Source organism: Polyangium spumosum (genome assembly GCF_009649845.1).
In the GTDB taxonomy this organism is placed as follows: Bacteria; Myxococcota_A; Polyangia; order Polyangiales; family Polyangiaceae; genus Polyangium; species Polyangium spumosum.
The window spans coordinates 875,771-890,744 of sequence record NZ_WJIE01000001.1 but is presented as its reverse complement, the minus strand read 5'-3'; the positions used below and the strand labels follow the sequence as shown (position 1 = coordinate 890,744).

At 70.3% G+C, this 14,974-nt stretch carries 14 protein-coding genes; 9 read left to right on the top strand and 5 right to left on the bottom strand.

The genetic code is table 11. The features are described from left to right. Nucleotides 1–35: 35 nt before the first annotated feature. Entirely contained in the window at nt 36–3,569 is a 3,534-nt protein-coding gene (locus GF068_RS03835) for a serine/threonine-protein kinase (RefSeq protein ID WP_153817894.1), read from the bottom strand. A gap of 108 nt (nt 3,570–3,677) precedes the next feature. Between GF068_RS03835 and GF068_RS03830 the strand changes: the two genes are divergently transcribed. From GF068_RS03830 to GF068_RS03815, 4 genes are read left to right on the top strand one after another with little or no spacing between them, the layout of a single operon-like run. Continuing rightward, complete coding sequence (locus GF068_RS03830) at nt 3,678–3,929, top strand: MoaD/ThiS family protein (protein WP_153817893.1); 252 nt, start codon at nt 3,678–3,680, stop codon at nt 3,927–3,929. Nucleotides 3,930–3,933: 4 nt separating this feature from the next. After that, on the top strand, nt 3,934–4,983 hold the full coding sequence (gene moaA / locus GF068_RS03825) for a GTP 3',8-cyclase MoaA (RefSeq protein WP_153817892.1): 1,050 nt from the start codon (nt 3,934–3,936) through the stop codon (nt 4,981–4,983). A 12-nt stretch (nt 4,984–4,995) separates the two neighbouring features. Beyond that, nucleotides 4,996–5,934, top strand: a complete 939-nt coding sequence (gene moaC / locus GF068_RS46085; RefSeq protein WP_153817891.1) for a cyclic pyranopterin monophosphate synthase MoaC — start codon at nt 4,996–4,998, stop codon at nt 5,932–5,934. Then, on the top strand, nt 5,931–6,428 hold the full coding sequence (locus tag GF068_RS03815) for a molybdenum cofactor biosynthesis protein MoaE (RefSeq protein WP_338046208.1): 498 nt from the start codon (nt 5,931–5,933) through the stop codon (nt 6,426–6,428). The genes moaC and GF068_RS03815 overlap by 4 nt, the downstream gene beginning before the upstream one ends. A 2-nt stretch (nt 6,429–6,430) precedes the next feature. Here the strand turns inward: GF068_RS03815 and GF068_RS03810 are convergent, their stop codons facing one another. From GF068_RS03810 to GF068_RS03800, 3 genes are read right to left on the bottom strand one after another with little or no spacing between them, the layout of a single operon-like run. Beyond that, entirely contained in the window at nt 6,431–7,633 is a 1,203-nt protein-coding gene (locus tag GF068_RS03810) for a molybdopterin molybdotransferase MoeA (protein ID WP_153817890.1), read from the bottom strand. Further along, on the bottom strand, nt 7,633–8,178 hold the full coding sequence (locus GF068_RS03805) for a MogA/MoaB family molybdenum cofactor biosynthesis protein (protein WP_153817889.1): 546 nt from the start codon (nt 8,176–8,178) through the stop codon (nt 7,633–7,635). Before GF068_RS03805 ends, GF068_RS03810 begins: the two co-directional genes overlap by 1 nt. Then, a complete protein-coding gene (locus tag GF068_RS03800) occupies nt 8,175–8,942 on the bottom strand; it encodes a patatin-like phospholipase family protein (protein WP_153817888.1) in 768 nt (255 codons plus the stop codon). The genes GF068_RS03805 and GF068_RS03800 overlap by 4 nt, the downstream gene beginning before the upstream one ends. 107 nt (nt 8,943–9,049) lie before the next feature. On the opposite strand from GF068_RS03800, the gene GF068_RS03795 reads away from it, so the two are divergent. Continuing rightward, entirely contained in the window at nt 9,050–10,009 is a 960-nt protein-coding gene (locus tag GF068_RS03795; protein WP_338046207.1) for a prolipoprotein diacylglyceryl transferase, read from the top strand. 70 nt (nt 10,010–10,079) lie between these two features. On the opposite strand, the gene GF068_RS03790 is transcribed toward GF068_RS03795, so the two are convergent. After that, a complete protein-coding gene (locus tag GF068_RS03790; RefSeq protein WP_153817887.1) occupies nt 10,080–10,967 on the bottom strand; it encodes an acyl-ACP desaturase in 888 nt (295 codons plus the stop codon). Between the two features lie 424 nt (nt 10,968–11,391). Between GF068_RS03790 and GF068_RS46080 the strand changes: the two genes are divergently transcribed. The 4 genes from GF068_RS46080 (at nt 11,392) to mreC (ending at nt 14,956) form a co-directional block, all read left to right on the top strand. Beyond that, nucleotides 11,392–12,312: an RNA recognition motif domain-containing protein gene (locus tag GF068_RS46080; protein WP_153817886.1), complete on the top strand. Its 921-nt coding sequence runs from the start codon at nt 11,392–11,394 to the stop codon at nt 12,310–12,312. 240 nt (nt 12,313–12,552) lie between these two features. Continuing rightward, on the top strand, nt 12,553–12,714 hold the full coding sequence (gene rpmG, locus GF068_RS03780; RefSeq protein ID WP_153817885.1) for a 50S ribosomal protein L33: 162 nt from the start codon (nt 12,553–12,555) through the stop codon (nt 12,712–12,714). A 221-nt stretch (nt 12,715–12,935) separates the two neighbouring features. Further along, nucleotides 12,936–13,970 carry a rod shape-determining protein gene (locus GF068_RS03775; RefSeq protein ID WP_136930736.1) on the top strand — a complete coding sequence of 345 codons (1,035 nt, stop codon included), beginning with the start codon at nt 12,936–12,938 and terminating at the stop codon, nt 13,968–13,970. 113 nt (nt 13,971–14,083) lie between these two features. Then, nucleotides 14,084–14,956: a rod shape-determining protein MreC gene (gene mreC, locus GF068_RS03770; RefSeq protein WP_153817884.1), complete on the top strand. Its 873-nt coding sequence runs from the start codon at nt 14,084–14,086 to the stop codon at nt 14,954–14,956. The last annotated feature ends 18 nt before the right edge of the window (nt 14,957–14,974 follow it).

Genomic DNA, 14,974 nt, shown 5'->3' with positions numbered 1-14,974 from the left:
GCAGATCGGCACGGAGCTTGCCCAGGCAATGGGGGCTACGAGGCGGAGGGCGGCGCGGCAGGGGGAGGCGCCGAGAGCGGGCCCCGCGAAGTGAGCGCGCGTCTCCAAGCCGCGATCGTATCGCTCGCAGGCGCAGGCCAGCCCATGCGGCTGAACCTGCGCAAGAGCTCCGGCGTGTGATCCCCGGTGCGGCTCGGATCCTGGTACGTGTCGCGCGCTCGCTCGAGCTGGTGCGCGGCGTCCTGGAAGCGCCCCTCGTGGTACGCGAGCCACGCGCGCGTGAGCGCGAGGTGCTGCTGCGGCTCGGCCTCGGCGAGCCCCGTGGCATCACACTCGGAGAGCGCCGCACGCGCCACATCCGCTCGACCACGCTCGAGCGCGATCTGCGCGACGATGATCTTGATCTCGACCTGCCCCCAAGGATCGCTGAGCCGATCGAAGAGCGCAGTGGCAGCGCGCGCATGCGCGTCCGCCATGTCGAGCTGGCCCGCGTCGAACGCAGTCATCGCGAGCAGGCGCTCGCAGGCACCCTCGCCGCGCGGGTTGCCGAGGTCGCGGAAGCTCCGACGCGAGAGGAGCGCCACGCGCCGCGCTTCTTCGAGCCGACCTTCACGGTGGTCCGAGTGCGCGAGCGCGACGTCACACTGGGCCATCCCGAGCCGGTAGCCGATCGCGTCGAACTCGGCGCGCGCCGTGCGCAAGAGCGCGCGCGCCTTCTCGGGCGAGCCGCCGGCCTGCTCGACGAAGCTGTGCAGCACGAGGCACTGCGCGTGGCCGAGGCGATCCCCCACGGCCTGGAACTTCGGGCCCGCGCTCTCGAGGATACGAGCCGCGTCGAGGTGCGCGCCGAGCAGGAAGTCGATCTCCCCGAGGATCACCTCGCAGAGCGCTTGCCCATGCGTGTCGCCGAGCGACTGGAACATCTCGAGCGCCTTCGCCACGAGCTTGCGCCCCTCGGCGGGCGCGGCGAGGTCACTCGCGACATGACCGAGGAGCCTGAGGCACGCAGCCTCGCTCTCGGGATCTCCCGCCTGGTGGAAGAGCTTGCGCGCCTCTTCGGCCTCGCGCCGGCAGTCCTCGAGCCTGCCCGCGTGCCGGAGCGCCTCCGCGCGCCACCGCCTGTGCCGCGCGAGCAGGAGGCCCTCGAGCCTGCCGTCGAGCAGCGACAGATCACGCAACGTCGCCTGCACGTCACGCGTGCGCCCCCACGAGTCGGCGATCGAGTGATGCAAGAGCTCCGCGGCCGGGTTCACGTCTCCGGCGCGGACGAGGTTCGTCACGCGGTGGCGCACGATGCGGCGGCTCGTCGCGTCGGGGTGATGCGCGAGCGCGTTCGCCGCAGCGCGCAGGACCGCGGCGGCGTCGGGCTGCGCGAAGAGCTGCCCGAGCAAGTGCTCTTGCAGGAGCGCGTGAGGCCAGCGCAGGCGCTCTTCACCCGACGCGAGGAGGATCTGCGCGCGCTTCATCGCCGCGACCGCGCGCTCCGCGTCCACGCCGAGCGCCCCGAGCTCGAGCCGCAGCACGTCCTCGCGGATGTCGCCGCCGAGCGCCGCCGCCGCGCGCGCGCCGCGCCGGAGGTCCTCGGGGATCGCGCGCAGTCGCTCCTCCCAGAGCTCGGCCGTCGTGCCGGCGCGCATCGCGAGCTTCGCCTCGGGCACCACGTACCTGCCGTCGCGCAGCTCGATGTGCCCGCCCGTCGCCCACGCGTGCACGATCTGCAGCGCGAACAGCGGGTTGCCCTTGCTCCGCTGCGCGGCCTCGACCACGGCCGCCTCGTCGAGCGGCAACGTCTCGCGCAGGAGCGCGTGCGTCTGCGTCGGATCGAGCGGCTCGAGCTGCATGCGATCGCCGCCGAGCTCACGCAGGAGCCACTCCACCCACTCCCGCGCGACCGGATCCGTCATGATCGCCTCGTCGCGCACGGTGCCCACGATGAAGAGCGGCAGGCCCGGCGTCTCGCGGTGCAGGCGCGCCATGCCCTCGAACGTGGTCGGCGAGCCGTGGTGCAGATCGTCGAGCATCAGGAGCAGCGGCCGGTTCTTGGCGACCTTCTGCAGCGCGTACTGCATCACGCGAAAGCGCGTCTCCGACGAGAGCGCGAAGCGCTTGCCCGTCGGCCCGATCGCGTCACCCGGCGACGAGGGGCGGATCCACTCGGCCGTCGCCGCGACCCACATCTTGCCTTCGTCGTCCTCGGGGGCGACCTCCCACTGGTTCAGGAGGACCTTCTCGACGACCTCGCGGCCTTCACGCTCCAGCCGGTAGTGCTGCACGATCGCGCCGACCACGCCGTCGAGCGGCGCGGCGATCTTCCGGTAACGCGCGCGCAGCGGCGCCAAGAGGCCACGCTCGTGCACCTCCTCGCAGAGCCACTCGGCGAGGCGCGTCTTGCCCACGCCCGCTTCGCCCGACAGCAGCACGAAGCGGTGCTCGGGCGCCTCTGCGCGACCCGAAGCCCCATGCGAAGAACTGGCGATCACGCTCGCCATGTCGAGCAGCCGCGAGCGCTCGGACGCGCGCGCGACGAAGGGGCTCGGCCGGAGCCCGAGCAGGCCCGTCGTGGTCACCTGCGAGTCGAGGTAGTTGCTCTCGATGACGAGCGGCGAGTCGCGCAGCGGCATCGACATCGGCGGCGCGGCCGAGGGCCTCGGCGTCGCGCTCGGGTCTCCGCCGCGCGGCCGCATCCGCCAGAGCAACGCGCGCGCGTCGGCGGCGTAGTCGAAGCGTTGCCACGGGCGCTTGTTCATCAGGCGCCGCACGACCGGCGCGATGTCCGGCGGGATCCCGGGCCGGATCGGCACGTCGGGCAAGGGCGCGCTCTTGTGCTTCGCGAGCAGCTCCTCGTCCGTCCCCTCGTACGGCTCGTGGTTCGCGAGCATCGTGAACAGGATGCAGCCGAGCGAGTAGAGGTCCGTCGACGGGCCCACGTGCGGCGCGGCGTAACGGATCTGCTCCGGCGCCATCCACCCCGGCGTGCCCGCGCCCCAGCGGATCGTCGGCTTCGAGGCGGGCGAGCCGTCGAGCCTGTGATCGACACGATCCTGCATGAGCCACGCGAGCCCGAGGTCGAGCACGTGCACCGTCGGCGGCTCCGTGTCGTCGTGCGGGATGTCGACGAGGATGTTCGAAGGCTTGAGATCCCCGTGGATGACGCCGCGCGCGTGCGCGTGCGCGAGCGCCGCGAGCACGTCGTCGGTGATCTTCCAGATGAGGGGCCACGGCAGGCCGCCTTCTTCTTGCGCGAGGTAGAGCCACTCGTGCAGCGAGCGACCCGGCACGGCGTCCATGACGAGGAACGGCGTCCCGTCGGCGAGCGCGCCGAAGTCCCTCGCGCGCACGATGCACGGGTGCGACAGCGCGGCGAGCGCGCGCGCCTCCTCGTGGAACCACCACGCCTCCTCGGCGCGTGGACGCGCCCCGGGTCGGCTCAGGACCTTCACGGCCACGCGGTCGTCGGCCACGAGGTCGCGGCAGAGGTAGACCACCCCCATCCCGCCCCGCCCGAGCTCCCGCCGTACCTGGTATCGTCCGGCCAGAATCTTGCCGATCGTGCCGGCTTGTTCGCTCATCGGACGGGCCAATATATCCGGCCCCCGGCCGCCCGGCACAGCGACCGAGTCGGCTCTTTGGCGCCCCCGAACTGTCAACGGCAATTCAACAATGCTACGTTACGGAACATGTCGAACACGGTGAGGCTGCTCGCGTTCGCGGGGGCGCGCGACGTGCTCGGAGCCGCCGAGCTCTCCTTTCCCCTCGACGGGCCGTGCACCGCGGAGGAGCTTCTTCACCACGTTTGCAGCCGATATCCCGCGCTCGTGCCGTATCGGCGCTCGATCCGCGTCGCGGTCAACGGCGCGTATGCGCAGCCCGGCGAAGAGGTCCGGTCGGGGGACGAGGTTGCGTTGATCCCGCCCGTCGCGGGAGGGTGAGGCGATGGCGGTGACGAACGATCCGGCCGCCGAGAAGCGGCGCTCTCTGCCGGTGCTCGGCGCTCGCGCGCTCGTGCCGACGCGCGTCGCGTCCGGGCCGCCGCCGCGCAGCGTGCGCGTCTCCGTGACCGATCGGTGCGACTTCGCCTGCACGTATTGCCGGCCCTCGCGGAACGACGGCTACGCGGACGGGCGCCTCATGACGTCGGCGTGGAAGACCATGTTCGAGGCGCTTCGCCGCGCGGGCGTGCGCCGCGTGCGGCTGACGGGCGGCGAGCCCCTCGTGCACCCCGAGATCGTCTCGATCGTCGCGCACCTCGCCTCGCTCGGCTTCGAGGATCTCGCGCTCACCACGAACGCCTCGCAGCTCGCGAAGCTCGCGCGGCCGCTGCGCGACGCGGGCCTGCACCGCATCAACGTCTCGATCGACACGCTCGACCCCGATCGCTTCCGCGCCGTCACGCGTGGCGGGGATCTCGGCGCCGTCCTCGCGGGCATCGAGGCCGCGAGCGAGGCGGGGTTTCCGCCCATCAAGCTGAACACGGTCGTGCTGCGCGGCGTGAACGACGAGGAGCTCGAGCGTATCCTGCTCTGGGCCTGGGAGAGGCGCATGCTCCCGCGGTTCCTCGAGGTCATGCCCATCGCCGAGGGGGCGAAGCTCGTGGCCGATCACCTCGTCACCGCCGCAGAGATGCGCCGCGCGCTCGCCGCGCACCTCACGGCCGAGGAGGCCGTCACCGATCCGGGCCTCGGTCCTGCGAAGTACGTGCGCGCCCGCCACGATCCGTCGCTCCGCGTCGGGTTCATCACGGGCACGAGCGACACGTTCTGCGAGACCTGTGATCGCCTGCGCGTCTCGTCGACGGGCGTCTTGCGACCTTGCCTCGCCACGGACGACGGCGTCGACGCAGGGGCACCTGCGCGCGCGGGGGACGCCGCGGCGATCGTCGAGGACATCGGGCGCGCCTGGGCCATGAAGCCCGACGGCACGATCTGGAAGGGCTGCACCGAAGAGACCGCGGCGGGCGTATCCATGCGCGCGATCGGCGGGTAGGATCCGGCCGCCGTGAAGGAACTGTTTTCATTCGAAGCCGAAGAGATCGGGCCCGCGCTGGATCTCGTCCCTCTCGCCGCGCGCCGCGCGCTCGATCACGCGGGCCTCCGGTTGCCCCTCGAAGGGTGGCGCTCCCTCTCGCTCGAGGATCGAAGGCGCATCACCCGCGCAGGCGCCGAGGAGATCGTCGACGTGCCGTCCGTCGCCGCGATCGTGCAGCAGGCCTACCCGCCCGCGCTCCCCATGCCTCTCGGCGGGGATCCGAGCCCCGATCACCTGCCCGAAGGCCTGCTCCTGGCCTTGCCCGCGGGCCGCGCGTTCGACCTGCGGACGTGGGCCTCCCTCTCCGGCCTCGCGCGTTTTTCTCTCGTGCACTGCCTCCGCCGCGCGTCGAAGCGTGGGGATCCGTCGATCCTCGCGGCCGCGCTCGACGTGCTCGCGCCCGAGGCCGCTCCGCAGAAGGCCGACGCGACGAGCCTCTCCTCGCACCTCGGCCCGCGCGGCGACGTGCGGATGGTCGACGTCGCCGAGAAGGCGCCCTCCCAGCGTCGCGCGGTCGCCGTCGCGCGCGTGCGCATGCGCCCCGAGACCGCATCTCGCCTCGCGCGTGGCGATACACCCAAGGGCGAGGTGCTCGCGACCGCGCGTATCGCCGGCATCATGGCCGCCAAGCGCACGCCGGAGCTCATCCCGATGTGCCACGCGATCGCCCTGACGCACGTGGCGATCGCGCTCGACGTCGACGAGGCGGGCGCGCGCGTCACGATCACCGCGAGCGCGGAGGCCACGGACAGGACCGGCGTGGAGATGGAAGCGATGGTGGCGGCGTCGATGGCCGCGCTGACGCTCTACGACATGCTCAAGGGCATCGATCGCGAGATGGTCGTGGAGGACGTGATGCTGGTGGAGAAGAGCGGCGGCCGATCGGGCCATTTCCGGAGGAAGCCGTGAGCGCGCCGCGTATTCGCCGCGAGGCCCTCTCGCTCGACGAGGTCGTCCAGATCGTGGCGCGCCCCGAGGCCGGCGCGATCGCCACCTTCCTCGGCGTCGTTCGCAACACGAACGACGGCCGCAGCGTGAGCCTGCTCGAGTACGAAGCCTACGGCACGATGGCCGAGGCCGAGTTCGCGCGGATCCTCGAGGAGCTCGAGCGCGAGATCCCAGAGGTCCGTGTCGCGGCCACGCACCGCATCGGCGCGCTCCACGTGGGCGACGCCGCCGTCGTCTGCGCCGCGAGCGCACCGCATCGCGGCGAGGCGTTTCGCGCGTGCCGCGAGCTCATCGATCGCATCAAGGCGAGGCTGCCGATCTGGAAACGCGAGCACGGGCCCGACGGGCCTTACTGGGTCGGCTGGGAAGACGCGCGCTGCGCCCCCGACCACGGCGAACACGCGTTTCACGGCCACGCGCATCACGGCCACGCGCGTGATGACGAGGAGCGCTGACCTCAGAACGCGTCGATCCGGATCGCCTCGAGCTCGCTCCCGTCCTCGACCCTGCCCTGACTCGCGGGCACCACCACGAGCACCTCCGCCTCGGCGAAGCTCGTCACCGCGCCCGACGCCTGGTTCGGCAGGAGCCGCGCGCGCTTCGCGCCTGCGTCGGTGTCGAGACGCGCGCGGACGAACTCCTCGCGGCCCGGCGCGCGCTCGTACGAGCCCGCCACCACCACGCGCTCTCGCCTCGGCAGCGGCGACGCATCCCCTTGCAACGCGCGCACGAGCGGCGCGCCGAAGAGCAGCCACGTGAGCGACGCGCTCGCGGGGTTGCCAGGCAACCCGAGCACCAGCGCGTCTCCCGCGTGGCCCACGACGATCGGCTTGCCCGGCTTGATCGCCACCTTCCAGAAATCCAGCGTCACGCCCGCCGCCTCGAACGCCGGCCGCATCACGTCCCGATCGCCGACGCTCACGCCGCCGATCGTCACCACCAGATCACTGCCGCGTAGCGCCTCCACGACCGCCGCGCGCGCGACGTCGAGGTCGTCGGGTACGTACGCGGAGGCGCGCGTGATCGCCCCGATCTGCCGCGCCGCCGCCGCGACGAACACGCCGTTCGACTCGGCGATCGATCCGGGTTTGCCCAGCTCGCCCGGCGACCGGAGCTCGTCACCCGAGCAGAGGATCGTCACCACGGGCCTTCGCGCGACGAGCACGAAGGGACGATCGAGCGCGGCGGCGAGCGCGGCGTGCCCCGGCGTCATCCGCGTGCCTCGGGCGATCGCCACCGCGCCCTCGGCGAGGTCCGATCCACGCCGTCGGATCCACGCGCCCGCCTTCGGCGCCTCGCGGATCACGATCACGTCTCCGCGCCGCTCGACGTGCTCCTGCATGATCACGGCATCCGCGCCCTCGGGCAGCCGCGCGCCGGTGAAGATGCGGCACGCGCTCCTCGGCGCGAGCGCGGGCGTCTCGCCGCCCGCCGAGCTCTCCCCGACCACGGGCAACTCGAAGGGGCCGTCTCCCTCGAGATCCGCGGCGCGCACCGCGTAGCCGTCCATCGAGCTGTGATCGAACGCCGGCATCGGCGCGCGCGCCACGAGGTCCTCCGCGAGCACGCGCCCGGCGGCCTGATCCACGCTCACGCGCTCCTGCGCCACGGGCCGCGCTGCGGCGAGCAGGCGCGCGAGCGCGTCGCGGTAGGCGAGCATCAGTGTTTCCTCCCGTGCTTGCCGTGATGGCCGTGCGCGGCGTGCTTGCCGCCTCGACCCGACGCGAGCGCGATCGCGTGCGAGAGCGTCGGCGCGAGCAGCGCGTCCACCGCGAGCTCGACGGCGCTCGGGCTGCCCGGCAGCGCTGCGATCACCTTGCCCCGCACCACGCCGGCGATCGCGCGCGACAGGATCGCGCGGGGCCCGATCTGCTCCCACGAGAGCCTGCGGAACGCCTCGCCGAAGCCGTCGATCGTCTTGTCGAGCATGCCCTCGACGACCTCGATCGTCCGGTCGCGCGGAGCGATCCCCGTGCCGCCCGTCAGCACGATCGCGTCGGCGAGGTCCGCGTCGCATACGTGGGTGATCGACGCGCGGAGCTCGTCCGGCTCCTCGCGCAGGATCACGTGGCTCGTGATCGAGAAGCCCGCGGCGCGCAGGCGATCGACGAGGACACGCCCCCCCACGTCGTCGCTCGGCGTGCGCGTGTCGCTCAGGGTGAACGTGGCGACGCGGAAAACCTCGAACTCTTCTTTGGTGCTCATACGGATCCGGTGCAGCGGTTACGGGGCTCCACGATGACCGATCGGTGCGGCATCGTGAGCGCCTCTTCCATGGGGCCAGGATCGAAGTCGAAGTGCCGCTGTCGCAGCGGGCGCTCGGGGAAGAGCAGGCGGAGGCGCACGTGTGGCGGCGCTGTCGGGGGCGCCTCGGGCGAGAAGAGCGTGCGGGCGATCTTTCCTCCCGCGAACGGCGAGATCACCGTGATGTCCGTCGCTCCGCGCGCCACGAGCGCGTCGATGAGGGTGTTGTCCGCGGCGCCGCCGTCCATGTGCACCTCCCCGTCGAGCCGCGGCACGCGCGCGTAAATCACGGGGATGAAGCACGACGCCACGAGCACGTCGTGCATGTCGCGCCGCTCGTGGTTCGAGTGCACCACGAGCGCGTCCTTCCTCCCCGCGAAGAAGCGCCGCGCGTGTGTCGTCGCCACGAGCAGCTCGGCCTCCGTCCCGTGGAGCTTTTCCTCGGGCAAGAAGCGCTCGAGCGCGCCGCGCAGGACTGCGCTCATCCCGAACGGGCTCCGCTCGCTCGCGAGGTACCGCCGCGACACGACCGGCGTCTTCGCCATCGAGCGCCAGAGGTCCGGCCCCACGTCGGCGAGGCCTGCGACGAGCGCGGCTCCGGAGACCGAGCCCGACGAGGCGCCCGCCACGACATCGAAGCGCTCGCCCGCGGCGACGAGGCGCGAGAGCACGCCGAACTGGAACGCCGCCCGGCAGGCGCAGCCGGGCAAGGACAGCGCTCGCACGCGCTCGTCTTATCAGAGCCCGTCTTCGCCGTCACCCTCGGGGCGTGGTGCACGCTCGCCGCGCGCGTCCATGGCGTCGGCGCGCGCGCTGCGCTACGCACGTCCGCGTGGCAGAGCCGCTGATCCCCTACATCACGCTCCCCGAGATCCCGCTCGGATTCCTGCTCGACATCCCCGGCCTGAACAAGCTCTTCGACGCGGCCAGGCCGCCGTCGATCAAGCCCTTCGGCACGCTCGTCGCGCTCGGCGTCTACATCGGCTCGGTCATCACGATGCACCGCGCGAAGGAGCGCAACCTCGACACGAAGAAGATGAACGAGTTCATCTTCTGGGTCGTCGCCGCGGGGTTCGTCGGCGGGCACATGCTCGACGCGATCTTCTATCACCCCGAGCGTGTCGCTCGAGATCCGCTCTACCTGCTCATGCTGTGGGACGGGCTCTCGAGCTACGGCGGCTTCATCGGCGCGATGGTCGGCTGCTTCGCGTACAAGTACATCAAGCGCGAGAAGGTCCTCCCGTACGCAGACGTCGTCGTCGCGACCTTCCCGATCGCCTGGATCTTCGGCCGCGCCGGCTGCTCCGTCGTGCACGATCATCCGGGCCGCCTCTCCGACGCGTGGTTCGCGGTTCGTTACCCGATGGGCAGCGGCTGGGTCGGCCGCTACGACCTCGGCCTCTACGAGTTCGTCCTGACGATCCCTCTCGCGCTCTTCGTCACGTGGCTCTGGCGTCGCGGCCCGCGACCGCCTGGTTACTTCACCGGCATCATCTGCATGGCGTACGCGCCCGTGCGCTTCGTGCTCGACTTCTTCCGCGAGGTCGAGGGCGCGAGCATGATCGGCGGAGATCCTCGGTATGGCGGCCTCACGCCCGCGCAGTGGGCGTGCTTCGGCCTCTTCGCCCTGGGCGCTTGGTTCACGTTCGTGCTCGCCAAGAAGGACCCGGAGGCGACGGGCGGCGCGCCGCCTGCGGCAGGCAAGAAGAAGCGCAAGAAGAAGGCTCGCCCTGCGGAGAGCACGCCCGCCGCGGAGAGCGGCGAGAGCGGGGCGACGGGTCAGGAGAGCTGAAGGGTCTTGCGGGCGTCGCTCGACGCGATCCACGTCGTTCGTGGGCCGCGTCGAGCGTACCGGGCGGGCGTCACTCCGCGTCGTACATCGACGCGGGCTCGGCGGCCTCGATCTTCGGGGCCCTGGTGCGGAAGTTCCGCGGGAACCAGGCGTCGGGCGCCTCCCGGATATCGTGGCGCTCGCAGAACTTCGTGAACAAGTCGAACCACTCGAGCCCGGGCAGCTCGCGGATCTTCTGCTCGACGCGCGCGATCGACTTGCTGCCCACGCCGTCGAGCAGGAAGCGGATCGCGTGCACGACCTCTTCCTTGGGGCACATACCATCGCCGACGGGCGTCCAGGCGAGCTTGATCGCCGTGGAGACGATCTTGCGGGTCATCGGATCACGCGCGAGGCGGCGCTTCGCGTGCTCGCGGTAAAACGCGTAGTGCCGCAGCTCCTGCTTCATGATCCGCTGGCAGATCTTGTTCAGGATCGGATGATCGATCCGCTCGATGAGCGCCTGGTAGGCGCTGTAGGTCGTGAACTCCTGGATCGTGCCCCAGGTCATGTGCACGGCGGGCCAGTGGTCCGGGAAGATCTTCCCGAGCATGTTCTGGCCGAACTCGTCGAGCCGCTCGCCGGGGCTACGCGACAGGAACATGTCGCGCCGGTAGGTCGGGGAGAGGGGCTCGCCCAGCGCTTCCATGAACCTGCGGAATGCACGTCCGTGGAACTCTTCCTCGTACATCCAGACGCAGAGGAAAGGCGCGATCTCCGGCTCCTCGTACACGGCGTCCGTGGACATGAGGGCCTTGACGTAGAAGAAGGTCGAGTTCTCCGTCAGCAGGAAATACCGCAGGCAACGGATCGCCTCGGGCGTCATCGGGTGCTTCGGGACCTCGGACCAGTCGATGTCCGAAAGGTCCACCCTGCCGGACGAATCCATCAAGCGCTCGATGTTGAAGTGCTCCGCCATCGCGTTTTGAACCTCGGGGAACGGGTCGTAACACGATTTACGTCTGGCGACGCAAGCGGATCCTCCGTCCCGGTCGCTCGGGCGCCGAGCGTGTCCTCCTCCTGCTTTTTTGCTGCGTAGCGCGCTTCGCCACGCGCGGATTCAGCGAACGAACGGCGAGACGGGGAGGGGAGCGGCGGTGGGTCGGGCGGGGGCTCGAGGCGCCTTCGCGGACGAATGGACGGCGCTCGGGGACGAACAGGCCGAGAGGGGCTCCCTTGACGCGGGAAGGGGGCCATATATCGTGGGCTGTAGCTCGTCCCAGAAGGCTCGGTCCTCGCCATCGTGAAGCGAGGCGCGCCTCTCGGGGAGAGTGTTCGAGGCGAGCAAGAGGGCGCGAGCCTCGGAGGCGAGGCGCTAGGATCGATGGTGCGCAGGTTTTTCGATGGCTGAAGATTCTCGTAAGTTGTTCGTAGCAGGACTGCCCGACTCCATTACCGAAGATGTTCTCCGCGGGCTCTTCGAGGCGACTGGTGGCAGCGTCGTCGAGGTGAGCCTGCCGAAGGATCGCGCGACGGGTCGGCCGCGCGGTTTCGGGTTCGTGACGCTCGCGACGAGCGAAGAGGCGAACGCCGCTCGTGAGTCGCTGGACGGCTCGTTCCAGGGCGGCAAGTCGATCTCCGTGCGGCCCTTCCAGGCCGAGCCTCCGCGCCGTGAAGGCGGCATGGGTGGCCCGCGGCCGATGGGTGGTGCAGGAGGTGCTGGCATGGGCGGCGGTGGGCCTGCTGGGGCAGCGCCTGACCGCACTCTCTACGTCGGCAACCTCCCGTACGACGCGAGCATCGAGGAAGTCGAGTCGATGATCACCTCGGCGGGCGGAGGTCCCGTCGTGCGTGTGCACTTGCCGATGGACGCAGACGGACGCAAGCGCGGCTTCGGGTTCGTCACGATGGCGAGCGCCGAGGCTGCGAAGGGCGCGATCGAAGCGCTGCGCGGCGTGGACGTGCGTGGCCGTCGGCTCGTCGTCAACCTCGCGCATCCGAAGGGCGAACGTCCGGCAGGCGCGGAGCGTCCCGGCGGCGGTTACGGCGGCGGCGGCGGCTACGGCGGCGGCGGCGGCGGTTACGGCGGCGGCGGCGGCGGCGGCGGCGGCGGGTATGGCGGCGGTGGTGGTGGTGGTGGGCCGAGCGGCTACGCCCCTGCGCCTCCTCCGCCTCCGCAGCGCAAGACGTTCGACGATCGTCGTCGTCGTGGCGGCGGCGGCGGTCACGACGGGGACGGCCCTGGAGGTGGCGGCGGACGTCGCAACAACAAGAACTGGGGCCGCGACGACGACTGGAGGGACACCGGAAAAGACGACGAGTGATCGGGCTGGGCGAGCGCTCGAGCGTCGGCTCGAGCTCGCCCGTCACGGCTCGTTTGGGATCTTTGCCGAAGGTCGTGCTCGCCGACGTTGACAGCGGCGGGAAATTCCGTAGGTTACCGCCCTCCTTCGGGCCCCCCCGCCGCGGCGGGGCTGTGGAGGGCGGGTTTCGCAGCGCGCGCTCGGACGTGAGCGTGCCCGTGACCGAGCCGGCGCGGAACCGGTGAGTTTCAGGAGATAGCCATGCGCGACATCATCAAGCTGACGTGCGCCAATTGCAGCCGGGCGAACTACCACACGACCAAGAACAAGCGGACGATGTCGGACAAGTTCGTCATCAAGAAGTTCTGTCCGGTCTGCCGCAAGCACTACGAGCACAAGGAAGGCAAGATCTCGAAGGGCTGATCGGCCTTTTCGGGATCTGCCGCTGAATCGTTCGTGATGGACGGGTGGATCCATGGCGAGGCCATGGGTCCGCCCGTGCTTGCTGCTGAACGGGTGTGCTCGACCTGAGCAGGTGCTCTCGTTGCGACCACCCCCCAAGGATGATAGGACCGGCCCCTGCCCGTGCGGCATTCATGCGCGTCTCGGGCGGACCGGACCCACAGCTTCCATAAGGCGATGCGATGATCTTCGACTGGCTCTACGGCCTGTTCTCGAACGATCTCGCGATCGATCTCGGCACCGCCACGACGCTCATCTACGTGAAGGGCAAGGGCATCGTCTCTTGTGAGCCTTCCGTGGTGGCCGTGCAACGCGACAACCGCGGCGGCAAGAAGGTGCTCGCGGTCGGCCGTGAGGCGAAGGAGATGCTCGGACGCACGCCGGGCAACATCCAAGCCGTGAGGCCGCTGCGCGACGGCGTCATCGCCGACTTCGAGATCACCGAGGCGATGTTGCGTTACTTCATCGCTCGCGCGCACAACCGCCGCACGCTGGTGAAGCCGCGGATCATCATCTGCGTGCCCTTCGGCATCACCGAGGTCGAGAAGCGCGCGGTGAAGGAGAGCGCGGAGGGCGCGGGCGCGCGCGAGGTGTACCTCATCGAGGAGCCGATGGCGGCGGCGATCGGCGCCGGCCTGCCCATCACCGAGCCCTCGGGCAACATGGTGGTCGACATCGGCGGCGGCACGACCGAGGTCGCGGTCATCTCGCTCGCCGGCATCGTCTACTCGCAGAGCGTGCGCGTCGGCGGCGACAAGATGGACGAGTCCATCATGGCGTACATGAAGCGCAAGTACAACATGGCCATCGGCGAGCAGACGGCGGAGCGGATCAAGATCACGATCGGCAACGCGTACCCGCTCGAGCAGCAGCTCACGATGGAGGTCAAGGGGCGCGACATGGTCGCGGGCATCCCGAAGACCGTGGTCGTCAACTCGGACGAGATCCGCGAGTCGCTTGCAGAACCAACAAACGCGATCGTCGACGCCGTGCTCGTCGCGCTGGAGCGCACGCCCCCCGAGCTCGCGGCCGACATCGTCGACAAGGGGATCGTGCTCACCGGCGGCGGCTCCCTCCTGAAAAACCTCGATGTGCTCCTCCGCGAGGAGACGGGATTGCCGGTGATGGTCTGTGACGATCCGATCAGCGCCGTGGTGCTCGGCAGCGGAAAAGCGCTCGATCACCTCGAGCTCCTGAAGGAAGTCACGATCAGCTAACCGGCGCGCGTGAGCAGGTAGCGTCCGCGCGCGTCTCGTGGCATCGAGGGAGGAGCGGGGAGCCCTTCGCCCCGACGGACAGCGCGTTTCACGGCGCCAGAGCCGCCCGAAGCATGAACTTCAAGCGTTACCGCGATCTGGCCATCGTCCTGCTCGCCCTGGCGGTGCCGTTCTGGTTCCTCCGGGCCAGCATGCGTGATCCGGGGAAGGTCACGGGCGCCGACAAGGTGATCGTCCGGATCGCCACGCCCCTCCAGTACGCCGCGGCGACGCTTGCGCGGGGGCTCTCGAACATCTGGGGCGACTACATCTACCTGGTCGACGTCAAGGAGGACAACGCGCGTATCGCCTCGCAGAACGCGCGTCTTCGCGAGCGCGTGCGCAAGCTCGAGGCGCTCGAGGAGGAGAACCGCAGGCTCCGGCGCCTGCTCGATCTCCGTACGAGCGTCCGCACGGACGTCGTGAGCGCCGTCGTCACGGGCAAGAACACGAACGAGTTCTTCCGCATCGCGCGTGTCACGCTCGATCGCGAGTCGCGCGACATCCAGCCGAACCTGCCCGTGATCTCGCCCGACGGCGTCGTGGGCACGACGCTCAAGATCTCGGGCGACACCATCGACGTGCGCCTCGTCGTCGACGCGGGCAGCGGCGTCGACGTCGTCGTGCAGCGGACGGGCGCGCGTGGGTTCGTCCGCGGGACGGGCGACGAGTCGAAGTACCTCTGCAGCGTGGAGTACGTGCAGCGCACCGACGAGGTGGAGGTCGGCGATCTGCTCGTCACGAGCGGCGTCGGGAAGCGGTATCCGAAGGGCATCCCGGTCGGCAAGGTCACGCAGGTCGTGAAGCGGGACTTCGGCATCTACCAGCAGGTCTACGCGACGCCTGCCGTGGATTTTTCGCGGCTCGAGGAGGTGCTCATCGTCACCTCCGCGCCCCCGGAGGAGGCCTCGGCGGGCGCGTCTGGCTCTTCCACGCCGAGGCGGTAAGGTCGGAGAGGAGGAGAG